Annotated in this window: 23 protein-coding genes; 14 read left to right on the top strand and 9 right to left on the bottom strand. The window is 45.3% G+C overall.

What is annotated here, in order from left to right:
• Positions 1-11: 11 nt before the first annotated feature.
• The gene (gene rpsB / locus A3IE_RS0116635; protein ID WP_020396760.1) at positions 12-806 is read right to left on the bottom strand and encodes a 30S ribosomal protein S2; all 795 of its coding nucleotides are present in this window, start codon (positions 804-806) and stop codon (positions 12-14) included.
• 169 nt (positions 807-975) lie between these two features.
• Here rpsB and map point away from each other — a divergent pair, with 169 nt between their 5' ends.
• Together map and glnD are read left to right on the top strand one after the other, a co-directional pair.
• Positions 976-1,785: a type I methionyl aminopeptidase gene (gene map, locus A3IE_RS0116630; RefSeq protein ID WP_020396759.1), complete on the top strand. Its 810-nt coding sequence runs from the start codon at positions 976-978 to the stop codon at positions 1,783-1,785.
• Between the two features lie 39 nt (positions 1,786-1,824).
• On the top strand, positions 1,825-4,464 hold the full coding sequence (gene glnD / locus A3IE_RS0116625; RefSeq protein WP_020396758.1) for a [protein-PII] uridylyltransferase: 2,640 nt from the start codon (positions 1,825-1,827) through the stop codon (positions 4,462-4,464).
• Positions 4,465-4,519: 55 nt separating this feature from the next.
• Here the strand turns inward: glnD and pnp are convergent, their stop codons facing one another.
• The 3 genes from pnp to A3IE_RS0116610 form a co-directional block, all read right to left on the bottom strand.
• The gene (gene pnp, locus A3IE_RS0116620; protein ID WP_020396757.1) at positions 4,520-6,604 is read right to left on the bottom strand and encodes a polyribonucleotide nucleotidyltransferase; all 2,085 of its coding nucleotides are present in this window, start codon (positions 6,602-6,604) and stop codon (positions 4,520-4,522) included.
• 183 nt (positions 6,605-6,787) lie between these two features.
• Positions 6,788-7,057 (bottom strand): 30S ribosomal protein S15, encoded by a 270-nt coding sequence (rpsO, locus tag A3IE_RS0116615; protein ID WP_020396756.1) that lies wholly within the window; start codon positions 7,055-7,057, stop codon positions 6,788-6,790.
• A gap of 139 nt (positions 7,058-7,196) precedes the next feature.
• Entirely contained in the window at positions 7,197-7,727 is a 531-nt protein-coding gene (locus A3IE_RS0116610) for a hypothetical protein (protein ID WP_020396755.1), read from the bottom strand.
• Positions 7,728-8,058: 331 nt separating this feature from the next.
• Here A3IE_RS0116610 and A3IE_RS0116605 point away from each other — a divergent pair, with 331 nt between their 5' ends.
• From A3IE_RS0116605 to A3IE_RS0116570, 8 genes are all read left to right on the top strand, one after another.
• The gene (locus A3IE_RS0116605; protein ID WP_020396754.1) at positions 8,059-10,335 is read left to right on the top strand and encodes a glycoside hydrolase family 65 protein; all 2,277 of its coding nucleotides are present in this window, start codon (positions 8,059-8,061) and stop codon (positions 10,333-10,335) included.
• Positions 10,335-11,024: a beta-phosphoglucomutase gene (pgmB, locus tag A3IE_RS0116600; protein WP_020396753.1), complete on the top strand. Its 690-nt coding sequence runs from the start codon at positions 10,335-10,337 to the stop codon at positions 11,022-11,024. The genes A3IE_RS0116605 and pgmB overlap by 1 nt, the downstream gene beginning before the upstream one ends.
• Positions 11,025-11,100: 76 nt before the next feature.
• A complete protein-coding gene (lpxL, locus tag A3IE_RS0116595) occupies positions 11,101-12,048 on the top strand; it encodes an LpxL/LpxP family Kdo(2)-lipid IV(A) lauroyl/palmitoleoyl acyltransferase (RefSeq protein ID WP_020396752.1) in 948 nt (315 codons plus the stop codon).
• Positions 12,049-12,071: 23 nt separating this feature from the next.
• On the top strand, positions 12,072-12,566 hold the full coding sequence (locus tag A3IE_RS0116590; protein WP_020396751.1) for an FKBP-type peptidyl-prolyl cis-trans isomerase: 495 nt from the start codon (positions 12,072-12,074) through the stop codon (positions 12,564-12,566).
• 21 nt (positions 12,567-12,587) lie between these two features.
• Complete coding sequence (gene tpx / locus A3IE_RS0116585) at positions 12,588-13,085, top strand: thiol peroxidase (RefSeq protein WP_020396750.1); 498 nt, start codon at positions 12,588-12,590, stop codon at positions 13,083-13,085.
• 184 nt (positions 13,086-13,269) lie between these two features.
• Entirely contained in the window at positions 13,270-13,950 is a 681-nt protein-coding gene (locus A3IE_RS0116580; protein WP_020396749.1) for a hypothetical protein, read from the top strand.
• 154 nt (positions 13,951-14,104) lie between these two features.
• Positions 14,105-14,509, top strand: a complete 405-nt coding sequence (locus A3IE_RS0116575) for an SCP2 sterol-binding domain-containing protein (RefSeq protein ID WP_020396748.1) — start codon at positions 14,105-14,107, stop codon at positions 14,507-14,509.
• Positions 14,510-14,526: 17 nt separating this feature from the next.
• Positions 14,527-15,144: a DUF302 domain-containing protein gene (locus A3IE_RS0116570; RefSeq protein ID WP_020396747.1), complete on the top strand. Its 618-nt coding sequence runs from the start codon at positions 14,527-14,529 to the stop codon at positions 15,142-15,144.
• Here the strand turns inward: A3IE_RS0116570 and A3IE_RS0116565 are convergent.
• Positions 15,113-15,736 carry a hypothetical protein gene (locus tag A3IE_RS0116565; protein WP_020396746.1) on the bottom strand — a complete coding sequence of 208 codons (624 nt, stop codon included), beginning with the start codon at positions 15,734-15,736 and terminating at the stop codon, positions 15,113-15,115. The two genes, A3IE_RS0116570 and A3IE_RS0116565, sit on opposite strands and share 32 nt — an antisense overlap.
• Positions 15,737-16,047: 311 nt before the next feature.
• On the opposite strand from A3IE_RS0116565, the gene A3IE_RS0116560 reads away from it, so the two are divergent.
• A complete protein-coding gene (locus A3IE_RS0116560) occupies positions 16,048-17,241 on the top strand; it encodes an ammonium transporter (protein WP_020396745.1) in 1,194 nt (397 codons plus the stop codon).
• Positions 17,242-17,326: 85 nt separating this feature from the next.
• Here A3IE_RS0116560 and A3IE_RS0116555 read toward each other — a convergent pair whose 3' ends face one another.
• Positions 17,327-17,875, bottom strand: coding sequence for a Smr/MutS family protein (locus A3IE_RS0116555; RefSeq protein ID WP_020396744.1), 549 nt, complete (start codon positions 17,873-17,875; stop codon positions 17,327-17,329).
• 30 nt (positions 17,876-17,905) lie between these two features.
• Between A3IE_RS0116555 and surE the strand changes: the two genes are divergently transcribed.
• The 3 genes from surE to A3IE_RS0116535 all read left to right on the top strand — a co-directional run bounded on the left by surE (position 17,906) and on the right by A3IE_RS0116535 (position 21,037).
• A complete protein-coding gene (gene surE / locus A3IE_RS0116550) occupies positions 17,906-18,649 on the top strand; it encodes a 5'/3'-nucleotidase SurE (protein ID WP_020396743.1) in 744 nt (247 codons plus the stop codon).
• A 9-nt stretch (positions 18,650-18,658) separates the two neighbouring features.
• Positions 18,659-19,339 carry a protein-L-isoaspartate(D-aspartate) O-methyltransferase gene (locus tag A3IE_RS0116545; protein WP_020396742.1) on the top strand — a complete coding sequence of 227 codons (681 nt, stop codon included), beginning with the start codon at positions 18,659-18,661 and terminating at the stop codon, positions 19,337-19,339.
• Positions 19,340-19,915: 576 nt separating this feature from the next.
• Entirely contained in the window at positions 19,916-21,037 is a 1,122-nt protein-coding gene (locus tag A3IE_RS0116535) for a LysM peptidoglycan-binding domain-containing protein (protein WP_020396741.1), read from the top strand.
• 77 nt (positions 21,038-21,114) lie between these two features.
• Here A3IE_RS0116535 and A3IE_RS0116530 read toward each other — a convergent pair whose 3' ends face one another.
• The 3 genes from A3IE_RS0116530 to A3IE_RS22280 form a co-directional block, all read right to left on the bottom strand.
• Entirely contained in the window at positions 21,115-21,639 is a 525-nt protein-coding gene (locus A3IE_RS0116530; RefSeq protein ID WP_020396740.1) for a TlpA family protein disulfide reductase, read from the bottom strand.
• Between the two features lie 280 nt (positions 21,640-21,919).
• Positions 21,920-24,049, bottom strand: coding sequence for an IPTL-CTERM sorting domain-containing protein (locus A3IE_RS0116525; protein ID WP_020396739.1), 2,130 nt, complete (start codon positions 24,047-24,049; stop codon positions 21,920-21,922).
• Between the two features lie 99 nt (positions 24,050-24,148).
• Positions 24,149-25,576 (bottom strand): binary toxin-like calcium binding domain-containing protein (locus tag A3IE_RS22280; protein WP_020396738.1); only part of this gene is annotated, 1,428 nt, incomplete at its 5' end.

Below are 25,576 nucleotides of genomic sequence, written 5' to 3'. Positions count from 1 at the left end.
AACGAGAAGGATTAACGCTTTTTACGGCCGTTAGTATCGTCTTCTTCGTCATCCAGATCAGCCGTTACCACTGCTACTTCTTCCTCTTCTTCAACAGCCGTTTCTTCTGCACCTGGCACTGCTGCTACTGCGTGACCTTCTTTCACAGAGTCTGCGGCGGCAGATAAGTAGAGTTGAATCGCGCGAATCGCGTCATCATTACCCGGAACGACATAATCCACATTGGTTAATGGATTGTTAGTATCCACCACACCAATGACTGGAATGCCTAATTTGTGTGCTTCTTGCACCGCAATCTTTTCATAACCAACATCGATTACAAAAATTGCATCTGGCAAGCCTTTCATTTCTTTAATACCGCCAAGGCTGCGCTCTAACTTCTCTTGCTCGCGCTTCAATACTAAAACTTCTTTCTTGTTCAAACGCTCTAAAGAACCATCTTCGCCCATCTTTTCTAATTCTTTTAAGCGACGAATAGATTGCTTAACGGTTTTAAAGTTAGTCAACATGCCGCCTAACCAGCGATGGTTCACGTAAGGCATTTTGCAAGATTGGGCGGCCTCACGTACTGCTTCACGCGCAGAACGCTTAGTACCTACGAATAACACTTTGCCACCGCGTGCTGATAATTTACCAACGAAGTTCATAGCATCGTTGAACATCGGCAGGGTTAATTCGAGGTTGATAATATGAATTTTATTACGCTCACCGAAAATGTATGGAGCCATTTTAGGGTTCCAATAACGGGTTTGGTGACCGAAGTGCACACCAGCTTCTAACATCTGGCGCATCGTAACTTTAGGCATAATTAACTCCTGGGTTAGTGCCTCCATACATCCCAACCAACAACTCGTAATGAGCACCCTGCGGGTTGTGACGATGTATGTGTGGAATAGTAAAAATAATGTTGTTTGCCAAAAAGGCGTGCGCTTTATACCATGATTCGATTTTAAGTGCTACTTGGAAGCGAATAGAATGGCCATTACTATAAAAACACCAGAAGAAATCGAAAAAATGCGCACCGCAGGCCGTTTAGCGGCTGAAGTACTGAATATGATTGGGGACTATGTAAAGCCCGGTGTCACCACAAATGAATTAAATGATATTTGCCACCATTATATCGTCAATGTACAACAAGCTACGCCAGCCCCTTTAGGTTATGGCACACCCCCTTTTCCTAAATCTATTTGCACCTCCATCAATCATCAAATTTGCCATGGTATTCCAAGCGACAAAATTCTGAAAAAAGGCGACTCTCTTAATATTGATGTGACAGTGATTAAAGATGGTTATCACGGTGATACCAGCCGTATGTTCCATGTTGGCCCGCCTACCGTCGCGGCACAGCGCTTAGCGGAAGTCACCCAAGAATGTATGTATTTAGGCATTTTACAAGTCCGACCTGGAGCCACTACCGGTCATATTGGTGAAGCGATTCAAAAACACGCCGAACAAAATCGTTATTCAGTCGTGCGTGAGTTTTGCGGGCATGGCATTGGCAAACGCTTTCATGAAGATCCACAAATTCTCCATTACGGTAAAGCGGGTGAAGGCATCGTGCTAGAACAGGGCATGGTATTCACCATTGAACCGATGATTAACCAAGGCAAACGCCACCTAAAAATCCTCCCTGATCAATGGACTGCGGTCACCAAAGACCACATGCTCTCAGCCCAATGGGAACACATGATTTTAGTCACCGAACAAGGCTTTGAAGTCCTGACCGAGCGCGCTGAAGAGGCCGGTTGGCAAGATCGGATTCGCGAACGTTTTAAATTAGCCTAAGCCTTTCACACGCCGCATGACTTACAGGTTATTACATTCATGAATCCTGACCTTCGCTTAAATCCCCTGCTGGACTTATATCAGGAGTTCAAAGCAGCGAGCGCCCATAAACCGATGGATTACGCACGCTTTTTGCGTGCTGCTCGCAAACAACTCGAACAAGATTTTCAAAACGGCGAACCGGTACGCAATTTAATTCATCATCATGCCGGTTTGATCGATCAAGTATTGGTCGATATTTGGCTTAATACCGGATTCAAACCCCATGAAGCGGCGTTAATTGCCGTAGGCGGCTATGGGCGTGAGGAATTACATCCTGCGTCCGATATTGACCTCTTGATTCTTCTGCCCAATAACGCACAAGTCGATCAGGATAAAATCTCGCGCTTTCTGACGTTTTTATGGGATATGAGCCTCGAAGTTGGGCACAGTGTACGCAGTTTAAGCGAATGTTTAGAGGCTGCGCGTGCTGATTTAACCATTATTACTAATTTAATTGAAGCACGCCTACTCTATGGCAATCGCGACTTATATCGCCAAATGCGCTTTGGAATTAGCCCTGCCAATATGTGGGACAGCGCCACTTTCTTTTTAGCAAAACTCGGCGAACAAACGGCGCGTTATCAAAAATTTGGTGAAACCGCCTATCGTGTTGAGCCAAACTTAAAAGAAGGGCGTGGCGGTTTACGTGATATCCATATGATTAGTTGGATTATCGAACGTGAATATGGGCAACTTTCGCTTATTGAATTGCATGAACATCATTTATTAGAACCAGGCGAATATGAGTGCTTAAGGGCGGGGCGTGATTTTCTGTGGAGCATTCGTTTTATTCTGCATAATTTAACCGGGCGTAAAGAGGATCGATTATTATTTGATTATCAGCATAGTCTCGCTAAAAGCTTCGGCTACCTTCAGCCAAACCGTAATGACGCCGTTGAAGCCTTCATGCAGCGCTATTATCAAACTATCACCGAACTCGAACGCCTGACTGATGTGTTATTAGGGGTTTTGCGTCGTCAACTAATCCCCGACCCTGTTTTGCAACCAATTCGAGTGGGAGAGTGGTATCAAAAACACGGCACTTTATTAGCGGTCAATTCAACTGATACCTTTACCCTTTATCCAACTGCGTTGCTGGAAATATTCATGGTGTTGCAAAATACACCTGAATTGACCGGATTAGCCCCTGAGACAATTCGCTTAATTCGTGGCAATTTACACCGTATGGATTACGGTTTCCGCCAACAAGCTTGGCATCGCCAAATATTCATGCAAATTCTACGCTCCTCGTCGCGTATTACCTTTGTGCTGCGCTTAATGAATCGCTATGGCGTATTAGCCGCTTATTTACCGGCATTTGGTAATATTGTCGGGCGTATGCAGTACGATTTATTTCATGCTTATACGGTCGATGAGCATACACTTTATGTGATCAGCAATGTTAGGCGATATAGCACGGCTAAAGGCGCTAGTGAGTTACCTTTTTGTAGCGAAATTTTTAAAACACTCGCTAAACCTGAATTACTTTATTTAGCCGCTTTGTTTCATGATATCGCTAAGGGGCGGAATGGTGATCATTCAGAATTAGGGGCCGTCGATGCTTTCAATTTCAGTCGCGAGCATGGCTTAAACTTACATGATGCGTCTTTAGTGAGTTGGTTAGTGCAAAATCATTTAGTCATGAGCGTTACCGCACAACGCAAAGATATTAGCGATCTCACGGTTATTCAAGAATTTGCCAATCAAGTGGTTGCACAAAATCGTCTAGATTATTTATTTTTACTAACTATTGCGGATATAAAAGGGACAAATCCGAAGCTGTGGAATAGTTGGAAACAATCGTTATTAAGTGAACTCTATTTTAGTACACGTAGTTTACTCCGCAAAAACGTACCGATTTCTGAGAAAACGTTCAGCTTATTAGAAGAAAAACGCAGTACCGCGCTAGATCGTTTAATTCGTGAGGGTTTCGACGCGAAAAAATGCTTCGACTTTTGGGAGCAACTTGGTGATGAATATTTATTACAACACTCGGTTGAGTCGATTTGCTGGCACGCTGAACACATTCTCACTACTTCAGCCGAGAATTTACCTTTAGTTCGCATTCGCCAAACTACTTCAGGTAGCAGTACTATTATTTTTGTATATAGCCCGCAAAAGCCTGATTTGTTTACGCGTGTGGTTTCTACTTTAGAGCAATTGAGTATTAACATTGTTCAAGCACGTATTGTTTCTTTACAAAATAAGACTCATGACCTTTACACCCTGCATATTCTCGGCTCGCAAAATAAATTGATTACTGATCCTGATGATCAGGAGTATATTGTGCAGGCAATGCAACGTAATTTACGTGCGCCGCATCCCCAAGTGCCACAACATCGCCAACCCCGCATTCTGCGCAATTTTAATGTTTCTACTCGGGTTCATTTCCGGCAACTGCCTGAAAAACATTTAAGTCTGATGGAAGTTAAGGCAGGCGATATGCCCGGCTTATTATCGCGTATTGGGGAAACTTTGGATAAATTAGGGGTGCGTGTGCGTAGTGCACAAATTACAACACTAGGTGAACAAGCCGAAGATATTTTCTACGTGACTACCCGCAATGATGAGTTATTAGTCGACCCTGTGTTACAAGAACAAGTACGGGAAGCGATTATTGAAGCCTTAAAAATTTAATCAGCTAAAGAAAAGCCCCAAATTGGGGCTTTTACTATTATGACTGTAGCAGTTTTTAGACCGCGTCTTTCATGCTCAAACGCATACGGCCTTGGCGGTCAATTTCAATCACTTTAACCTTTACCGTGTCGCCTACATTGACAAAATCCGTGACTTTTTCGACACGCTCTTGACTGATTTGCGAGATGTGCAATAAGCCATCTTTGCCGGGTAGAATCGTCACGAAAGCACCGAAGTCCATAATACGAGCAACCTTGCCTTCATAAACCTTATTCAACTCAACTTCAGCGGTAATGGCTTCAATCATCGCCTTGGCTTTATGTGCAGCAGCGGCATCCACCGCAGCAATCTTAATAAAGCCATCATCGCTAATATCAATCACGGCACCGGATGCTTCTGTAATGCCACGAATCGTTTCGCCACCTTTACCAATGACTTCACGAATCTTTTCAGGATTGATCTTTAAGGTGACATAACGTGGCGCATAATCTGATAATTGATCACGTGGCGCCGCCATCACTTTTTCCATCTCACCGAGAATGAATAAGCGCCCCGCTTTAGCCTGTTCTAAGGCACGCTCCATGATTTCTTTGGTGATACCGTTAATTTTGATATCCATTTGTAGCGCAGTGATACCATCTTTAGAACCGGCCACTTTGAAATCCATATCACCTAAGTGATCTTCGTCACCCAAAATATCAGTCAATACGGCAAAACGTTCACCTTCTTTAATCAAGCCCATCGCAATACCTGCTACTGGGGCTGTGACTGGCACACCCGCATCCATTAAGGCTAAGGAGCTGCCGCACACACTCGCCATCGAACTTGAACCATTCGATTCGGTGATTTCAGACACACAGCGAATCACATAAGGAAAATCTTCCATTTGGGGAATGGTTGCCTTCACGCCACGCTTTGCTAAACGCCCGTGACCAATTTCACGACGCTTGGGTGAGCCAATCATGCCTGTTTCGCCCACGCTATACGGAGGAAAATTATAATGGAACATAAATAAATCTTTATATTCACCCGTAATCGCATCGATTACTTGGGCATCACGCTCGGTACCTAAAGTCGTGACGACTAAGGCTTGCGTTTCGCCACGGGTGAATAAGGCTGAACCGTGAGCGCGTGGCAACACGCCAACCCGCACGGTGATAGGACGGACGGTTTGTTGATCACGCCCATCAATACGCGGCTTACCGTCTAAGATCGAACCACGCACCACTTTCTTTTCGAGATTCTTGAATTCGACTTTTAGCTCTTCTTCACTAGGGCCTTCCGCAGCTTCAGCAGGCAAGAGCTTGGTTTTAGCCTCCGTTAAAATCTCGTCAATGCGTGCATAACGCTCTTGCTTATCAGCAATTTGAAACGCTTGCACCAGATGGGTTTCACAAGTTTCTGCCAAAGCTTTAATCAGCGTTTCATTCGCAGCCGGTGGTGTCCAATCCCATGGGGTTGTACCCGCTTCGGCGCTTAATTCTTGGATCGCCTTAATAGCAGCTTGCATTTGCTCATGACCAAATACCACCGCACCGAGCATAACCTCTTCGCTTAGCATGTTGGCTTCGGACTCAACCATCAGCACCGCTTCATTTGTACCAGCCACCACTAAATCTAAAGCGGATGTTTTCAGATCTTCCACAGACGGATTGAGCACATACTGACCATTGACATAACCCACTCGTGCCGCGCCAATAGGCCCTTGGAAAGGTACGCCGGATAAACTTAAAGCAGCAGAAGCACCCAGCATCGCTGGAATATCTGCAGGCACTTGGGGGTTCATGGACACAACGGTAGCAACAATTTGCACTTCGTTGGTAAAACCTTCAGGGAATAAAGGACGAATCGGGCGATCAATTAAGCGGGCGACTAAGGTTTCTTCTTCTGTCGGACGAGCTTCACGCTTGAAAAAGCCGCCTGGAATACGTCCCGCAGCGTAGAATTTTTCTTGATAATTAACGGTTAAAGGAAAGAAATCGCGCCCTGCTTTTGCTTGCTTTTCTGCGACAGCGGTGACTAATAAAACGGTTTCATCCATACTGATCATAACAGCAGCGGATGCTTGGCGCGCAATTTCGCCAGTTTCAATCGTGACGGTATTTTGGCCGTATTGGAAGGTTTTGGTAATTTTTGCCATAGATTTTTTAAGCCTAGATAACTAAATGACTAAGAGAAAGGAGTCACGGGCAGGCTGTTCATGAACACTCTAGGCGCATAGAACGTTGATGAACAACCTTCCTGCGTGACGCAATAACATAGCTGATAGAACTCGGTATAAACAAAAACACCGCAAATTTTGCGGTGTTTTCGGTGCATCTGCTTAGCGACGCAACCCTAAGCGCTCGATCAACGCCTGATAACGGTGCAGATCTTTGCTTTTCAGGTAGTCCAGCAATTTGCGGCGCTGATTGACCATTTTTAACATGCCACGACGCGAATGGTGATCATGTTTGTGAACAGCGAAATGGTCGGTAAGGTGTTGAATATTAGCTGATAACAGCGCTACTTGCACCTCCGGCGACCCGGTGTCAGTGTCTGACTGGCGGTATTGAGCTACAATTTCCGCTTTTTGTTGTGCACTCAGAGACATCGTCCAAAGCTCCAGATTGATTTTAAGGTTGCTAAAAAGGCAGCGATTGTAACACCTCCATCGCCTAGCGACAAAGGTTTTGTCATAAAATATATCCCCATAGCCAAGTCCCTTCAGGTGGGCTTACTGAAGCGTATTACTAACCCAAGTTAATCTCTAAAACGACAACCAAAATACCCAAGGCCACTAGAGCCCCTGTTATACCTAGCGCTTGTTGCCAATTACGTCCAGCCGCCCGCGCCATGGTTAAACAAAAGAGACTTAGTAATAAAATACCAGCTCCCAGTGCCATTAACATTGCCACACGTTCACCCATGACACCTAGCTCACCCAAGCCCAAAATCAACATCGGCAAGAAACCTGACTGCACAATAGGCCAATCGTGTTGAAAAGCGTGTTTAATCTGCAAGCGTGAGCCACCCACAGGCAAACCTTGCCCCACGACATGGGCATAAGCATGTGCTACCCAAAATACGAATAACGTCGCCAACACGCTCAACAGGGTCTCTAACGCGCCTGAGGTTTCATCCGCATACCAAGCCCCAATAACGGCAAGTGAAATTACAGTTCCATACACGGCACTAGCCACATTCATACCACCGACTAAGGTGCGAACCATGAGATAACTTCGAGTTTCCAACAATGGGGTAGTCAGTTCATCATGACTCATAACAACAGCAGCTCCTTCCAATTTTCACTGAGACCATAAAGCCTGAGTTATAAACTAAATTCCTCACCCCTAGCACGCATAAAAATCAGAGTTTCGTTCTTCTATGAGCAAGACAGGCGCTATCGGAAAACTCGATGCGCTTTGCTTAGTGCTTTTCAAAGCGCTATCAAATTTATTAAAAATTTACAAAATTTTCGTTTTTTCTAGTTGGTATTCAGCACGTTTTCTGGCAGTCTGCAACTCTACAATACAGCAAAAAACCGCCTATTTCAGACATTCAAAACGCTTTGATTTAAGGCTTTCATTGCGCGCTCACGCTAGGAAATTCTATATGACACAAGCATCGCAAACAGCTTCGGGTTGGTGGGTGAAAGAAGACAGCTTCTCGCCTAACGACTATCGCAAACAAGAATCGCTCATGGCACTGAGCAATGGTTATTTAAGTTTACGTGGCAGCTTTGAAGAAGAAAGTATCAAGTTAGGCCATGCGGGCACTTACTTAAATGGTCTGTATGAATTTCATCCTCTACAGTATGGCGAAAAATACACTGGCTATCCTGAGCAAAGCCAAGTCATGATCAACCTGCCGGATCCAAAAAGTGTAAATCTCAGTATTAACGGCCACACTTTTTCATTGGACGAAGGCAAGATACTCGAATTTGAGCGCTATTTAGATATTAAAACCGCAAGCTTAGCACGTCATATCGTGTGGGAATCACCGAGTGGCGATCAAGTTAACATTGAATCGATCCGCTTTGTTTCTGCTACTTATAAACATCTCGCTTGTTTGCAATATAAAGTGACTGCTTTAAATTTTAGTGGCGCGATTACCTTAACCAGTGCCATTGCCTTAGATCGTCAAAACCTAACGCGTGAGCAAGATCCTCGGGTGGGGGTAAATTTTGAGGATGCTAGTTGGCGTATTAGTGAAACGCATCAGCATCACCAGCTTTTGCAAGTTCATGGCTCGACTACGCTTTCCAAATTAAAGTTTCGCTGTACCTTAGCCAATGAACTGGGTGGTTTGAAAACGATTAACACGGCGTTTGAGCAAACTGCCCAAGCCTTGTGTTTAGTCGGTAAAGGACAGATTCAAGCAGGCGAGACCTTAACGCTCACCAAATATATGTGGTATGACCGCTATGAGATGGAAAATCCTGTCGCACAAGTGGAAAGTATTCAAGCCTTAGGTTTTGAGGCACTCAAAGCTGAGCACGAGGCTTGGTGGGCGAAAAGCTGGGAGCAAATGGATATTAGTATTGACGGTGCTGAGCCGATGCAACAAGCGATTCGCTTCAATATGTTCCACCTCACGCAAGCGGTGGGAAAAGATGGCTACACAAATATCAGTGCCAAAGGGATGACGGGCGAAGGCTACGAAGGGCATTACTTCTGGGATACTGAAATCTACATGATTCCCTTCTTCGTTTACACCAACCCGCATATTGCCAAGCAACTCCTCCTGTTCCGCTATAACACACTGGATAAAGCCAGAGAACGTGCTTTGGAATTGGGTCATAAACAAGGCGCCTTATATCCATGGCGAACTATTAATGGCTATGAGTGCTCGGCTTATTATCCTGCGGGTACGGCGCAATACCACATTAATGCGGATATTGCCTATGCGATTCGCCTCTATTACTTAGTCACGGGCGATAAACTATTTATGGAAAGTTACGGCTTTGAAATGCTGCTTGAACTTTCTAAACTATGGATGGATTTGGGCGTATTTGACCCAGAAAAAGCGGGGGCATTCTGTATTCAAGAAGTCACAGGGCCTGATGAATATACCTGCTTGGTCAACAATAATATGTATACCAATGCCATGGTAAAAAGCCAAATGGCGTTTACTTTGCAATGCTTCGATTTAGGCTTACAACTATCGCCCTCCACACAAGCACTCGCCGAAAACTTTGATCGTGCTTTGGCACAACGTATTATAGAACGCATGTTCCTGCCGTATAGCGAACGCCTCAAGATCCATGCGCAAGATGATAGTTTCTTATCGCGTCCGGTGTGGGACATTGCCAATACACCACGCAATAAATTCCCACTGTTAATGCATTATCACCCACTCACGCTCTATCGCCATCAAGTTTGTAAACAGGCGGATGTGGTGCTCGCTGAATTACTCTTATCGGATCAATTTAGCCTAGAACAGAAAAAACGTGATTTTGATTATTATGCAAAAATTACTACACACGATTCTTCGTTATCCACCTGCATTTATGGCATTTTAGCTTGTGAACTGGGCGATATGGAGCAGAGTTATCAGTATTACATTAAAACGGCACGCACCGATTTAGACGATTTCCATCACAATGCCAAGGATGGGATTCATGCAGCCAATATGGCAGGCTCATGGATGGGGATTGTGTATGGCTTTGCAGGTCTACGCTGGCAACAAGATACGCCAGTCTTTAACCCTGCCCTGCCACCCGCTTGGACTGGCTATCGCTTTACAGTACAAATTCATGATATGAGCTTGCAAGTGTCGGTGCAGGCGGATCAGGTTGAATATGCGTTATTAACGGGTAGCCACTTAACCCTCAAGCACAAAGATCAAGCTTTCACACTCACGCAAGGCCAAGCGAAGGTAATGCAATAATGGATAAACTGATGAAACCCAAAGCTTTTATATTTGATTTGGATGGCGTAATTACCGACACAGCGCATTATCATTTTCTCGCATGGCGTGATTTGGCACATGGTTTGGGCATTGAATTCGATGAAGTATTCAATGAAAAGCTTAAAGGCGTTGGCCGGATGGAATCTTTGGAGCTCATTTTGGAAAAAGGCGGCAAGGCACAACAATTCAGTGCTGCTGAAAAAGAAGCAATGGCGACACGCAAAAACGAGCTATACAAAGCCTTAATTGTAAAAATGACGCCTGCTGAAGTGCTACCCAATATTAAACCCTTACTAGCCACTTTGCGTGCTGACGGGATTAAGATTGGTTTGGCCTCCGCCAGTAAAAACGCGTTCACAGTATTAGCTTGTTTGGAAATGCAAGATAATTTCGATTATGTGGCGGATGCAGCGAAAATTCCAAATTCAAAACCTGCACCCGATGTCTTTTTGGATGTCGCCCAAGCCTTTCAGTTGCAGGCTAAAGACTGTATTGGCGTGGAAGATGCGGCTGCGGGTGTGGAATCGATTCATCGTGCAGGCATGATGGCGGTAGGTATTGGTGACCCCGCGCATTTACCAGAAGCCGATGTGTTGTTTGCTTCGACGCAATTACTCGATTTGGACACAATCTATGCCGCGTATGCGCAATGGCTTAAGCAGCCTTAAACGTGGTTTTGGTGAAGCCATCGCTCGCTTAGTGTTAAACTAACAAATTGCTTAGATAAACTTAACGAGCCTTGGCATGAGCGATTCTACACCTAACTCCGAAAACTTATGGCGGCCTCGCTATTGGCCGACTTGGTTAGGTTTGGGTGTGTTGTGGCTCGTGGCACAAGTTCCGTGGCGCTGGCAAATGACGCTAGGCAAATGGCTTGGCCTCGCCATGTTTCATACCCTCAAAAAACGCCGTTTTGTCTGTTGCGTCAATTTGGAATTAGCTTTTCCTGAATTATCCGAGGCGGAGCGCACCGCACTCAATCGCGCTCACTTTATTTCGCTAGGGCGTGGATTATTGGAAGCGGCGTTTAGTTGGTGGGGACGCGCTAAAGCTTTACAACCTCTGGCTCAGGTCGAGGGTTTAGAGCATCTGCTCAAGGCGCACGCGCACGGTGGCGTTTTGCTACTGAGTGCGCATTTCACGAGCCTTGATATTGCAGGCAGATTAATTCGTGGCCATATACCCTTTTCTATTCAGCTCGTGTATCGCCCTCACCAAAATCCGGTGATTGAACAGGCCGTTGCAAACGTTCGAGCTAGTTATAATGGTAAGGTCATTTCCCGCGATGAAATTCGCCAAATGGTGAGAAGCTTGCGTGCTGGTGAAGCTGTTTGGTATGCACCTGACCAACATTTCAACCAAAAAAATAGCGTTTTCGTGCCTTTCTTTGGCGTGGAGGCTGCAACCAATACCGCGACCACTCGCCTCGCTGATTTAGGCCATGCGCAAGTCGTACCATTTTTTTCGGTACGCACAGCCCAAGGGTATTTGCTGCGGTTTTTACCAGCGCTTGAAGACTTTCCGGGGGAATCCGTTCATACTGATACACTCCGTATTAACCGGATTATTGAACAGCAGGTACGGGAGTTTCCTGATCAATACCTGTGGACACATCGGCGCTTTAAGTCCAGCCCAGAGGGTCATAATCGTTATGATCAGTACCTAAGTGGCCACCCAGCGAGCCGTTGTTAAGAAAACTTACAAGGAAAAATTTAATGAATATTGCTCCAAATACTGTGGTGAGTTGTCGCTACATCCTGACCAATCCTCAAGGCCAAGTTCTGGATCAATCCGATGCACAACATCCATTTGTGTATTTGCACGGTGCCAATAATATTATTCCCGGCTTAGAACAAGCGCTAGAAGGACGTCAAGTAGGTGATCGGATCCAAGTCACTATTCCACCACAAGATGCTTATGGTTTGCGTGATGAAAGTTTAACACAAGTCGTGCCACGCTCGATGTTTGGTAATGCAGATCCAAGCCAAGTCGTGCCCGGGGCACAATTTCATGCTCAAACTAATTCAGGCGTGGAAACTATTGTAATTACCGCTGTCGATGGCGATCAAATTACTATTGATGGTAACCACCCATTAGCTGGTGAAACGTTAAATTTTGATGTGACTATTACGGACATTCGTGCGGCAACGTCAGAAGAATTAAGCCATGGTCATGCGCATGGCCCTGGCGGACACCATCATCACGGTTAACCATGAATCTAGGAGGATGTTATGGCAACTATCACGCTACAAGGTAACCCTATCCACACTGTTGGAGATTTACCTGCGCTCGGCAGCGCTGCGCCCGCTTTTAGTCTGACCAACACCACATTGGAAGACGTGAGTTTAGAGCAGTTTGCGGGTAAAACGCTCATTCTCAATATCTATCCCAGCGTTGATACTGGTGTTTGTGCACAATCAACCCGCCGTTTTAATGCATTGGCGAGCGAGAAAAACCTAACCGTTTTGAATGTATCAGCGGATTTGCCGTTTGCACATAGCCGCTTTTGTGGGGCAGAAGGCTTGAATAATGTTACCAACTTATCCACTTTCCGTAGCCCTCGTTTTGGTCAAGATTATGGATTAACGATTGCAGATGGTGCATTAAAAGGCTTGTTATCCCGTGCCGTGGTTGTGATTAAGGATGGTAAGGTGACTTATACCGAACAAGTCCCTGAAATCGCCCAAGAACCCAACTATGATGCTGCTGTAGCCGCCGCCAGCGCTTAACAAACTCTAGGCACTGAGATGTTAGCTTTGCTGCATCTCAGTAGCTCAATTCATAAACTTTCCTAGAAATTCGCTATTCTCTGTGAACCACGCAGCCTAGAATCCATCCAAATAGAGTATCTCTAGTAAAAATTTTGCTACCCTTAGCTATTTTTTAGCAAATCCCAATGACGAGGCATCGACTATGCAGTTTAAACCCAGTTTAGTAGCCAGCTTGCTGCTCAGTAGCAGTTTTATAGCTGCTATGGCACAAGCCGCACCCACCACAACTTCAGCCCCCAGCAATTGCGGCGCATCGTATTATTGCTATAAAAGCATGACACCTGGCCCCATCTCTACGCCTGATACCACACGCATTAATAAATTAGCGGCGGCCTCAGTCAGTACAGCACGACCAACCACACCGCCACCCGCTACACCACGTACTCAAACGCCAGCACCGCGTACTCAAGCGTCTGTGCCGAATCGAACCCCTCCAGCGGTGACCAATACACGTCCTGCTGCTCCTGCCACTCCAGCACGCCCCCCTCTCAATCGACCTGATGTGATTAGCGTGATTACGAGTGATATTCCTAGCGTCACGCCAGCCACCACGCGCGTTACCACAACGCCTAGCACTACGCGCGTGACCGTGACACCAGCACGTCGCCCCAATTCGGCTAGCACATCTTCCAGCTCTGTAGCGACGCGTACTGCTAGTGCAGGCAGTGTCACGTTTTGTAACGAACTAAAGGCAAAGTTAGCAGAGGTCGAGCGTCAGGCAACCGCCCAATCACGTAGTGGGGATCGTGATAAAGCAAAAAGTCTATTTAAAATTGCCAGCGATTTACGCAACGAAGCAAAATCCAAAACCTGTACACTCTAAATCATTACTGAGTTCACACCGCAGAGCGTAGCTTTTTCGCAGCGCTCTGCTCTATCCCCATTAAGCTATTGCCAAGTTTAAATACTCACGCTATAACCCGAAGGTAGTCAAAAAAACCCTATTTAATTAACCCGCGATGAGAGGAACGTGTGTTATGCCTGAATTATTTTCTGCTGACTGGATGAATGAACTAAAAGATCAATGGAATAAAGACCCTGAAGTCAGCGCCAAACTGGCTGATATCGATTTTAATTCTGTCATTACTTGTGGGTTCAAAGATGAAGATAAACCGCGCGGTGTCTTTGTGGTAGAAAAAGGTATGTGTGTACGAGCGGGTTCTTATGTGGATGAAAAGCCCGATTGGGACATGCGCGCAGACCGCAAAGACTGGATGAAGTGGGTAGAAAAAGGTATCGGCTTAACGGGGATGGGTTTGGCTTATACGACAGGTAAATTAAAATTCAAAACCGGCGATTATGGTGCCATGATTAAGAATCCTAAAATGGCAGGCCCCTTCGTTAAATCATTTGGATTGATGCAAAAAATTAAAACCCAATAATCCACGAGGTATTGGTTATGAGTTTCATCCGCAACCTATTTGCGCTTATTGGTGTATTAGCTTTGCTTGCTGCTGGTGTTGGCTATGTTAAATACGGCAAATTATTGGGGCAAATGAGCAGCATGAGCGCGGATTTAGCTGTGTTTGATCAATTCGATCCCAAAGCACGCGAAGTCTATACCGATATGTGGCAGAAACTAAAGGCGACAGGGATTAGTGCTGATGCCACGGTGTGGAAAGTGTCTTTGGCAGATGGCGTGAGTCCAGCAGATGCTGAAGAATCCATGAAGCTAGCTGCTAATGAGCATAATATCAAAGCAGTAGGCGAATTGCCTTTATCCGAACAGGTTGCGCTTGAAACAGGTAAACCCCAACGTTTATTGAAAATTTTTCAATACTGTAATCCGCAAACTGCCATGCTTATGGTGGATTATAGCGATGCTTTTTCCGCGTATCTGCCTTGTCGTGTGGCTTTAGTACAAGACAAAGCAGGCAAATACCATCTTTATTCCTTGAATATGGATATGATGATTTATGGTGGCAAAGCTTTACCGCCCGAGCTCAATGCCGAGGCGGTAAAAGTTAAAACAATTATTCAGGATATTATGAAGCGTGGGGCGGCTGGGGATTTATAGCTTGTACGAATGGGTCGCCTGACTCATTCTTAACCACTCGCAATACGGGAGGTTCTGGCGCTTTTCTTGCTTCTGGCAATGCTTCTACCGGTGGCAATGCCGCCGCTTTCGCGACAGGAGGCGCAATGGGTTTATCTAATTTTGCGCCGCCCGGTTCTACCGTATCACTGCCAAAAAACACTGCAACACCGAGTAATAGCATACTGATATACCAAAACCAGAAACCCATACCATAGCCCATCACCATGGACTCGGCTGAACTACCGGGAACAGAAGTAAACCAAAATGCCTGAGTAGCTACTAATAAGCCTACGGCGGCAACCAAGGCCGAACGTAAGGGTGAGCTATACATTAAAAATATCGCCAACAACATCAATAAGTTGGCATACCACGCAAATTGAAAAATGGCAAAACCCAGCCAGCCCATCGCGAACACCCAATAACCGGGGATGTCGCCCGTATTGGTTTTAAACACCGTCAAGGCAAACGAGGCGATCCATAACACACCGGCTAAAAATAAAACTAATGATGACATAGGAAAGCGGCGCGCTGTGATTTCTTTGCGCGGCTTGGATGTCAGGGTTGCATCCATAAAAACCCTCTCATGAACAAAATAAATTAACACTCTTAAGCGCTGATTATAGGTGTTTGCAACAAAAATTCTTAATCTTTTTCAGTTCCTCCACGGAGGAAAAAACGCACCCTTAAAGAGCGCGTCATTCACCAAAATAGAACATAACCCTTAAACATGCACTACCCTAGTGCCATTTTTTAACAAAAAACGTTTTAGATTTAAAGAACTTAGAAAAAATCCCCTTGTTTGGGATTTGCATACTATTCAGACACAGCATTCTCGTTATCATTAGGCACTTTTTTATATTCACTGCTGCAAGAGGTTCCGCGATGGAGCAACTCGTCCATGCCCTAGATACATTATTTGTCCTGCTTGGTGCAACTATGGTACTTGCCATGCACGCGGGCTTTGCCTTCTTGGAAGTTGGCACAGTACGCCATAAAAATCAGGTTAATGCTTTGGTCAAAATCATTGCTGACTTTGCGATGTCAACCATTGCTTATTTCTTCATTGGCTACTATGTAGCCTATCAAGTAGGCTTTTTTCACAGTGCATCGGTACTCGCAGAAAAAAATGGCTTTGAATTAGTCAAATTTTTCTTTCTCTTAACCTTTGCTGCTGCGATTCCAGCCATTATTTCGGGCGGTATTGCGGAGCGTGCCAAATTCTATCCCCAATTAATCGCTACCTTCTGCTTAGTCGCCTTAGTTTATCCCTTATTTGAAGGCATGGTGTGGAGCGATACCTTTAATTTCCAAGGCATGATGGAGTCCGTTTTCGGCGTAAAATTCCATGACTTTGCAGGTTCCGTGGTGGTTCATGCTATGGGCGGCTGGATTGCCTTAGGGGCGGTCATTTTATTAGGCGCGCGTCATGGTCGTTATAATAAACAAGGCCAACCTATGTCCGCTCACCCACCATCCAGTATTCCTTTCCTTGCTTTGGGTGCATGGACTTTAAGTGTGGGATGGTTCGGCTTCAATGTAATGTCCGCACAAGCAATTCAAGGGATTAGTGGTTTGGTTGCAATGAATTCTTTAATGGCGATGGTGGGTGGTATTCTGGCTGCGATTGTAGCGGGTAAAAACGACCCCGGTTTCGTACACAACGGCCCCTTAGCCGGTTTAGTCGCAGTCTGTGCAGGTTCTGATGTGATGCATCCTTTAGGCGCATTAATCACAGGTGCTGTCGCTGCTTTTATTTTCGTTTGGGCATTCACCGCAGCACAGAATAAATGGCACATCGATGATGTGCTAGGCGTCTGGCCTTTGCATGGCTTATGTGGCGCTTGGGGCGGTATTGCAGCGGGTATTTTCGGCTTACCAAGTTTTGGTGGCGTTGGCGGCGTCAGTTTCTTCGCACAACTCACTGGCACGCTAGTGGGGATTATTATTGCAGGTACAGCGGGTTTTATAGTTTATGGCGCACTCAAGAAAACCTTAGGTTTACGCCTTACGCAAGAAGAAGAATATAACGGTGCGGATTTAACGATTCACCAAATTAAGGCGAATCCGGATAGTTAAACTCTTATTAAGCTAATACAGCTAATACAATCATGGCAGGCCGCTAAATACCTAAATCCTAGTGGCCTGCCACTCCATGTCATTCTTAACGCTTCAGCAACACATAAGCAGCCCCTGTGCCACCATCCACTGGACGTGCAGAATGAAAGGCTAAGACACGATCGTGCTGACGCAACCAATGATTCACCTTGGTTTTTAAAATCGGGCCACGATGATCGGAACGATTACCTTTGCCATGAATAATACGCACGCACTCACCTTGCAAGGGATAAACTCTCACCAAGAACTCTGCCAGATACATCCTTGCTTCCCGCGCATTGAGCCCGTGCAAATCTAATTCGGCAGCAATGCGATATTCCCCGCGCCGTAATTTATTAAATACTCGATGTTGAATCCCCGCCCGTAAATAACTTAATACATCGCCGGGCTGGATTTCGGTCGGGTCATATTCATCCGAAAACATATCTAGCAAGACTTGCTGTTCATCTTCAAGAGTTTTTACGGGAATAGCTGGTGGCTTCGGAATATGAAGTTGCGCTTGATTCGGCGGTTGCATAGGCGTGACATCCTGCATAGACTCGCGGAATAAATCAGACTCGCCTTTAGGAATGCAGAGGGGGTCATTTTTCTTCATGTGCTTTCCTCCTGTGTGCAACCTAAGACAATGAATATATTACTCAGCAACGACGATGGCTATCTCGCACCCGGTTTAACCGCACTACGCGACGCCTTACAGCATCAACATGACATTTTAACGGTAGCGCCCCATCAAGATCGCAGTGGCGCAAGCAACTCGCTCACTTTAGATCGACCTTTACGCCTAACACAACAGGCTGACAAGCTTTATAGTACCAACGGTACACCGACTGATTGTGTGCATCTTGGGCTAACCGGATTGTACAATACTCCACCCGATTTAGTGATTTCTGGTATCAATGCTGGGCCTAATTTAGGTGATGATGTTTTATATTCCGGAACCGTGGCAGCAGCTATGGAAGGTCGTCACTTGGGTTATCCTGCCTTGGCGGTCTCGTTAAATGCAAAAACGACTCAGCACTTAGATACCGCTGTTCAAGCTGTTTTATATTTGCTAGAACGCTTACAGCCGCATTTATCACGCCCGCCCTTAATCCTGAATGTGAACATTCCGGATTGTGCGTGGCATGAAGTACAAGGTTTCAAAGTCACCCGCTTAGGTCAACGCCACCAATCGCACCCCGTTATTCGAAGCCAAGACCCGCGTGGCCGAGAAATTTTCTGGGTGGGACCACCGGGGGATGCTGCGGATGCGGAAGAAGGCACCGACTTTCATGCCGTACAGCATCATTATGTGTCAATAACCCCTCTTCACAGTGACTTAACGCGTTATCAAGCCATAGACTTAACGCAGCAATGGATCAATGGATAAGATGCTTCTATGAGTGAACGAAAATTAGATGTGCAAGGCATCGGGATGACCTCACAGCGTACTCGAGATCGCTTGGTGGCTGCCTTACGTGAACGTGGCATTAGTAATGAAAAAGTCTTAGAGGTCATCCGCAAAACACCACGCCATCTTTTTGTCGATGAAGCGCTGGCCAGTCGTTCCTACGAAGATGTAGCCTTACCCATTGGACACGGTCAAACGATTTCACAGCCTTTTATTGTTGCACGCATGACCGAATTATTATTGGCGAGTGAAAGACCCTTAGAAAAAGTCTTAGAAGTGGGCACTGGTTCTGGTTATCAAGCCGCCATTTTAGGGGCACTCATCCCCAAAGTTTTCACCGTGGAACGCATTGAAGCATTGTTTCGCCCTACACGTGATTTATTATGGGCTTTGGGGTATCGCACGATTCGCCCTTCGCTAAGCGATGGAAGTTGGGGTCTAAAGCACGAAGCCCCCTTTGATGCAATCATCGTAACCGCAGCACCTGAGGAAGTACCGCCTGCTTTATTGGAGCAATTGGCTGTCGGCGCACATTTAGTCATTCCAACAGGTAAGCAAGGAGCAATGCAATTTTTACAGGTTATTACACGCACGACGGAATCATCTTATCGCACTGAAACCTATGACCCTGTTCAATTTGTGCCTTTTGTTAGGCAATCTACCGCTTAATACCGTTTATCGCACTGAAACCTATGACCCTGTTCAATTTGTGCCTTTTGTTAGGCAATCTACCGCTTAATACCGTAAAATCACCGTTTATCATGAAACTTTTCAGTCTGAGTTTAGACCAAGAAAAGAACTGGGCGGAAATAAGTGTTTCATCAAAGATGCTGATAAATAAGTTTTAGGTAAATTTTTGTTCCTTTGAAGCAGAGTAAAACGTTATTGGATGGGCATTTAAAGTTTTTTGGTGGCCAAAACACCATTTTTAATAGGGCTAGAGTGGGGCTTAAAGCCTCATTGTAGATCTAAGTAATTAACAGGGAGTTAGGTAATATATGGATGCTGGCTCAGCCTATATTCCCGAGCAAATCTTAATAATTGTAGCCAGCTTGCTATTAGTAGCCTTGATTCTATTCAGTTTTAGCTCCATCATCGGGCAGGGAGCACGATTTTTCAGGTTTTCAGCGTTGTTGGCTTGGCTGATACCTAAAATCGCCGTTATGACCGTCCGATATCCAGTGGCTAAGATGGATCATAGCGGCTGCCTTCATCATCACTGTCTTAATAATACAGGTGTAATCCATGGAAAGAACCATTAAGCTACTGGCGTTATGCTCAGTCGTTGCCCTAACGACCACAGCATGTGCGCCTTCAGCCTATTCACCCTATGACAACAATCAAACTTCAACCGGTTCGTCGTCATCAACTACTCCAAATTATACAGGCCCGACTAAAAACTCCGTGACACACTCACATGGTGGAAAGGTTCATTCACATCCCTTACCAGCCGGTGGATTGAATCATACACACGCGATTGGTGGCGGCTCTACCGGCGGTAATTATGGTGGCAACTACGGTGGAGGCTCTAGTGGGAGCTACGGTGGAAGCTCGGGTGGGAATTATGGTGGTAGTTGGGGGCAAGGAAACTACAATCAGAATAGCTATGGCCCACGCCCCGGCAACAATGATGGTGGCGTAACCCACTCACACTGCGGACGTGTTCATACCCATCCCTTACCCCCTGAAGGCTTAGGACATACCCATCCAAATACAGGTTGTACAGCAGGTGGTACTTCTAGCGGGGGTGGACAACAAGGTAGTAATTACGGTACTCGTCCAACGGGTACGGGTACCAATACCAGACCACCCATTAATAATAACAATAACACCTATAGGCCTCCTCAGCCACAGCCCTACCAACCGCCAGTGAATGGCGGCGATACCTCCTATGATGGCGGTGCTTATGATGGTGCTGGAAATACCGGTGGAACAGGCGGCTATTTTGACTACTCGGGTAATACAGGCGGCACTGGTGGTCAAGCCCAAACTAACGATAGTTATTACAGCTATGGGGGTACCGGTGGTAACACTGGTAGCGGTTCAAGCTATTACGACCAAGCTCAACCCAAAACACCTGCGCCTTATTATGACAATAGTGGTGGTGGCAGTAGCTTTGACTACTATGCGAGCACACCTAACAGCAGTAATTCTCGTCCTAGTAATTCAGGTAATACTGGCAGCAGCACAGGCTCTTTCGCCCCTAGCAACTATCGGGGTGGCAATAGCTATACCGTTCAAAAAGGTGATACAGTTTTTCAAGTGATGCGTAATACCGGCGTCTACTGGAAAGATATTATTCGCATGAATGGACTACAAGCACCGAATTATCAAATTAACCCTGGTCAGGTATTGAAGTTGCGTTAGGCAAGCGATTGGCTATAAAAAAACCCGTGTATTCCACGGGTTTTTCTCATCAAGCATAAAACAATGAATTAACTACTTTAACAAACTGCTGTACCACAAGATGTTGGCTTGTCACTTGTCTTATCGTTTCTAGCATTCTGCGCATCTTGATCAAAATATTGTTGCAGCTCTTGCTCAGTAATGGCGCCCATTTTCGAATTGACAATTTTGCCCTGTGGCGAAATAACATAAGTTGTTGGCACACCAAATACTAAACCTAAGGCAAAAATAGTACTGTCTTGAGTAGGAACAACGGTGTAATTAATCCCTTTTTCACGAATAAACCTACGCATTTGCGCATCAGGTGTTTCGCCCGCATCCATACCTAATACGACCACCTTGTTCCGATAACGTTGTGCAATATTTTTTAAGGCTGGAATCTCTGCTAAGCAAGGCTGACATTGGGTCGACCAATAATTAACGACCACCCACTTACCACGGTAATCTGAAAATTGGTGATTTTTGCCGTAGATGTCCTGAAAAGAAAAATTCTTAACCTGAGCAACGGCTATAGAAGAAAATAAAAATATAACAACAGCCGCAATAGCCTTAAAAAGCCTCATACAAAGTCCCTCTAAATTGATTTGGTTTACACAAGAACAACCAAAATTTATTATTGTTGTAATTATCCATTAATAAAATAAATCAAATTTACTTAGTTGTTTTACCGCCACTTTAAGTGAGATGACTACTAAATAAACTGATTGTAACTGGCTTGTAACAAGCTCAGGGCATAGACTATAAGCCACTTCTTATCAATGCAAGTTGTATTTGTACCACAATTTGTAAGGTCAATAGCTAATAATACAAATGTAATATTATTAGCTATTTACAGCACTTAGCCTAGAGTTGACGCTTGCGGAAGCCTAACAAAGCAACACCTGATAATAATAGACCAAGCAAAATTTGTGCCCACTCACCTAACGTTGGCACAGCGACTTGCCCGCTGGCAGTTTTAATACCGACTACGATGCTCACTGTTGCTTCAACAATGCCGCCTTTGCCGTCCGAAATTTTGAAATTAAAGGAGTCTGGACCTGAAAAATCTGTTTTTGGCTTATAAAGCACTTGGCCGCTGCTGATGCTGACGGTTCCGCCATTGGCAGAGGTAGGATCAACCGCATGAATAGTTAGGCTATCACCATCCGTATCACTGGCAGCTTTTAAGACATCAATACTAACCGCTGTATTAAAAGCAGTTGAGGTTTCAATATTAGAAACTTTTGGCAAGGTGTTCGCTTGGGGGGTCACTTTGATAGTAACCGTCGCTGTTACCGTGCCCCCCCGCCCATCATCAATCACATAATCAAAACTATCATCACCATTAAAGCCAGCTTTAGGTGTGTACAGAATCTTATTGCCACTAATGGAGACGATGCCTCCTTGAGCAGTGGCTGGTCCTGCAGATTTGATACTGAGCGTATCACCCACATCGACATCGGTGGCTTTTGCTAATACATCTATTGCATTGTCTTTACTATCCTGTGCTACGCTAACACTGACACTACCAGCGACTGGCAAATTATTGGGTTTTGCACTGACCTCGATGTCAACTTTAGCGGTAACCTCGCCACCCTTACCATCCGAGACTTTATAAGTAAACGTATCAGGTCCAATATAATCACTTTTTGCCGTGTATTGCAGCTTGTTATTTACAATGGCAATAACACCACCTTTGGTAGTCGTGGTCGCTGGTAAAGAGAGGGTCAAAGTGTCGTAGTCTGCATCACTCGCTTCCGCTAGGGCATCAAGCGTCACACTAGCACCGGATTGCACCGTTGCGGTTAGATCTTGGGCTACAGGTGCAGTATTGGGTTTGGCGGCTACCGTGATATTAGCTTTCGCCACCACTGTACCACCGCGCCCATCCGCAATGGTGTAGCTAAAACTATCACTCCCCGTGAAGCCCGCTTTAGGGGTGTATAATAATGTATTACCACTCAGTGTAATGGTTCCGCCTTGAACACTGGTTTTAGCGGTACCAGCCGCTTGAATCGTCAATATGTCGCTATCCAAATCCTCTGCACTGCTAAGCACATCGATCGGGACATTTTGGCTATCTTGTGTTGCACTAACCGTCACATCCTTGGCTGTGGGTGCTGTGTTAGGCTTAGCAGTCACGTCGATAGTCACCTTAGCGGTCACCTCGCCACCATTTCCGTCGGAAACTTTATACGTAAACGTATCTGCTCCGACATAACCACTTTTTGCCGTATATTGTAATTTACCGTTCACAATAGCGATTGTTCCACCATTAGCGGTGCTGGTGGAAGGTAAAGAAAGACTTAATGTATCCTTATCAATATCACTAGCCTCTAGTAAGGCATCAATCACCACTGATAATCCGCTTTGTACAGTCGCACTAATATCTTTAGCTACAGGGGGGGTATTGACCACCGCAGCTTTACAACTAGCCTCGCCCCCTTCAATCCCGAGGAAATCATTCCCATCTACCCCATCCCAACCAAAGTTATTAAATTCGTTGCCAGGATTATTATTATCTACGGTATTGAGGTTAAAAGGATCGGTATCACTAATTAAAGCAATGGGTCCGAGGCAATCCCCACTGTTTGTGAAATTAAACACCTCCAATTCAGTTGGTGGCTGCCAATTAAAATTAACTGAACTTCCTTGTGGCAGTGTAAACGAAATATAATCATAATTTGGATTATCTGGTGGGGCTTTTATCGTTGAACTAGCTTCCCAAGAGTTCGTTTGCAAGCCCGTTAAATTCGTTACTTTAAAAGGGCTCGTATCACTATGAGGGACACGAATAGTCACTTGAGCTGACATAAATTTATCAGGTGATGGCACACTGCTTGGTATCATATAAACGCGATATACATTGGCTTTGTCGTCCCAAGCAATTTTATACTTTACGCCGCCCGCTACAGCCAATGCCTCCCCACTAAACACCAAACCGCTTAACGCTAGAAAACTCACAGCTACTGTTTGCTTCAGTAATTTTTTCATTATTATTTTACCAACATGCTTTTTTATAATGACTATGCCCCGAATACCTAGGTTGGCAGCGAAAGTAATACTTTCGCTGCCAACCCCATTACCTACGCTTTAAGGTAGCTGGCCGCGTATAATATAATTAGCGTTGTAGAGTGTATTACCCGGATGACTCAACACATTACCTACTAATAGATCAATATCATTATTAGGCCCAGAAAAGATAACCTGTCCATCCATCGAGAAGTCGCCGATCTGATAGCCTGTCAATACATAGTTACTATTAAAAGCCGTGTTCGCAGGAGCACTGAGAATCTGGACGAATACAACACCAGTATCCTGATTTACTCCATTAGCGATTAAGTTGTTATCCGTATTCGCATTACCCGCCCACATATAAGCGGTTTTACCTAATTTATCGATATAGCGAGCAGCCGTACCATAGCTAGTTGTAGCGGGTAAGGTGAAATCAACCAAGTCGCCAACTGTTTTTACCGGTACTGCCGCCGCCGTCATAACCGCTAAGTGGTTACGGTGACGCACTGACACAAAATAGTTACCTGAACTAATACCACTAAAGCGTAATGCTGTAGCACCCGTAGCAGCATCCACTACCATTCCATCTCGACGCACTAAAGCGGCCTTGCGCGCTGCAATAGTCTTGCTATCCGCACTAGAGCGCAACTCCACCAACACCCAATCCACAATCGCCGTACTGTCCGAGGCGGTTAATAAGGTTTTGTTTATGACCTCCGTTCCCGCATAGCTGAATGGCAAAACATTATACGGTTGCTCTGTCGGCAGATAAGCTTTCTTACGCAAATCATCCCGCATTAACCCAACCGCAAAGTCATAAGCACCTTGGAGATATAACTTCAACTTAATATTAGCGGCATCAGCCGTTAATGGGTCGGTGTTATAAACCTTCAGCTCGTCATAATCATTAACACCATCACCATCGGTATCTACTTTCAATGGGTCGGTCTTATGTGTAGTCACTTCAGCGCCGTCACTTAAACCATCACCATCCGTATCCGCTTTTAATGGATCGGTTTTATGCGTTGTCACCTCAGCGCCATCACTTAAACCATCCCCATCCGTATCCGCTTTTAATGGATCGGTTTTATGCGTTGTCACCTCAGCGCCATCACTTAAACCATCGCCATCCGTATCCGCTTTTAATGGATCAGTTTTATAGATTGTTAACTCATCATAGTCACTTAAACCATCGCCATCCGTATCTACTTTCAATGGGTCAGTTTTATGCGTCGTCACTTCAGCACCATCACTCAAACCATCACCATCGGTATCCACCTTTAACGGATCGGTTTTATGCGTTGTCACCTCAGCGCCATCACTCAAGCCATCGCCATCCGTATCCGCCTTTAACGGATCAGTTTTATGCGTTGTCACCTCAGCACCATCACTTAAACCATCACCATCCGTGTCCACTTTCAAAGGATCTGTCTTCGATGTGTTAAGTTCATAACTATCACTTAAACCATCGCCATCGGTGTCTGCCTTCAAAGGATCCGTTTTCGA

This window comes from Thiolinea disciformis DSM 14473 (genome assembly GCF_000371925.1).
Classification (GTDB): Bacteria; Pseudomonadota; Gammaproteobacteria; order Thiotrichales; family Thiotrichaceae; genus Thiolinea; species Thiolinea disciformis.
This window is presented reverse-complemented; position numbering and strand designations above follow the sequence as displayed.

Excerpts from the sequence above, each read along its gene's own strand:
- rpsB (WP_020396760.1), bottom strand. The coding sequence starts at position 806 with ATGCCTAAAGTTACGATGCGCCAGATGTTAGAAGCTGGTGTGCACTTC.
- map (WP_020396759.1), top strand. The coding sequence starts at position 976 with ATGGCCATTACTATAAAAACACCAGAAGAAATCGAAAAAATGCGCACC.
- glnD (WP_020396758.1), top strand. The coding sequence starts at position 1,825 with ATGAATCCTGACCTTCGCTTAAATCCCCTGCTGGACTTATATCAGGAG.
- pnp (WP_020396757.1), bottom strand. The coding sequence starts at position 6,604 with ATGGCAAAAATTACCAAAACCTTCCAATACGGCCAAAATACCGTCACG.
- rpsO (WP_020396756.1), bottom strand. The coding sequence starts at position 7,057 with ATGTCTCTGAGTGCACAACAAAAAGCGGAAATTGTAGCTCAATACCGC.
- A3IE_RS0116610 (WP_020396755.1), bottom strand. The coding sequence starts at position 7,727 with ATGAGTCATGATGAACTGACTACCCCATTGTTGGAAACTCGAAGTTAT.
- A3IE_RS0116605 (WP_020396754.1), top strand. The coding sequence starts at position 8,059 with ATGACACAAGCATCGCAAACAGCTTCGGGTTGGTGGGTGAAAGAAGAC.
- pgmB (WP_020396753.1), top strand. The coding sequence starts at position 10,335 with ATGGATAAACTGATGAAACCCAAAGCTTTTATATTTGATTTGGATGGC.
- lpxL (WP_020396752.1), top strand. The coding sequence starts at position 11,101 with ATGAGCGATTCTACACCTAACTCCGAAAACTTATGGCGGCCTCGCTAT.
- A3IE_RS0116590 (WP_020396751.1), top strand. The coding sequence starts at position 12,072 with ATGAATATTGCTCCAAATACTGTGGTGAGTTGTCGCTACATCCTGACC.
- tpx (WP_020396750.1), top strand. The coding sequence starts at position 12,588 with ATGGCAACTATCACGCTACAAGGTAACCCTATCCACACTGTTGGAGAT.
- A3IE_RS0116580 (WP_020396749.1), top strand. The coding sequence starts at position 13,270 with ATGCAGTTTAAACCCAGTTTAGTAGCCAGCTTGCTGCTCAGTAGCAGT.
- A3IE_RS0116575 (WP_020396748.1), top strand. The coding sequence starts at position 14,105 with ATGCCTGAATTATTTTCTGCTGACTGGATGAATGAACTAAAAGATCAA.
- A3IE_RS0116570 (WP_020396747.1), top strand. The coding sequence starts at position 14,527 with ATGAGTTTCATCCGCAACCTATTTGCGCTTATTGGTGTATTAGCTTTG.
- A3IE_RS0116565 (WP_020396746.1), bottom strand. The coding sequence starts at position 15,736 with ATGGATGCAACCCTGACATCCAAGCCGCGCAAAGAAATCACAGCGCGC.
- A3IE_RS0116560 (WP_020396745.1), top strand. The coding sequence starts at position 16,048 with ATGGAGCAACTCGTCCATGCCCTAGATACATTATTTGTCCTGCTTGGT.
- A3IE_RS0116555 (WP_020396744.1), bottom strand. The coding sequence starts at position 17,875 with ATGAAGAAAAATGACCCCCTCTGCATTCCTAAAGGCGAGTCTGATTTA.
- surE (WP_020396743.1), top strand. The coding sequence starts at position 17,906 with ATGAATATATTACTCAGCAACGACGATGGCTATCTCGCACCCGGTTTA.
- A3IE_RS0116545 (WP_020396742.1), top strand. The coding sequence starts at position 18,659 with ATGAGTGAACGAAAATTAGATGTGCAAGGCATCGGGATGACCTCACAG.
- A3IE_RS0116535 (WP_020396741.1), top strand. The coding sequence starts at position 19,916 with ATGGAAAGAACCATTAAGCTACTGGCGTTATGCTCAGTCGTTGCCCTA.
- A3IE_RS0116530 (WP_020396740.1), bottom strand. The coding sequence starts at position 21,639 with ATGAGGCTTTTTAAGGCTATTGCGGCTGTTGTTATATTTTTATTTTCT.
- A3IE_RS0116525 (WP_020396739.1), bottom strand. The coding sequence starts at position 24,049 with ATGAAAAAATTACTGAAGCAAACAGTAGCTGTGAGTTTTCTAGCGTTA.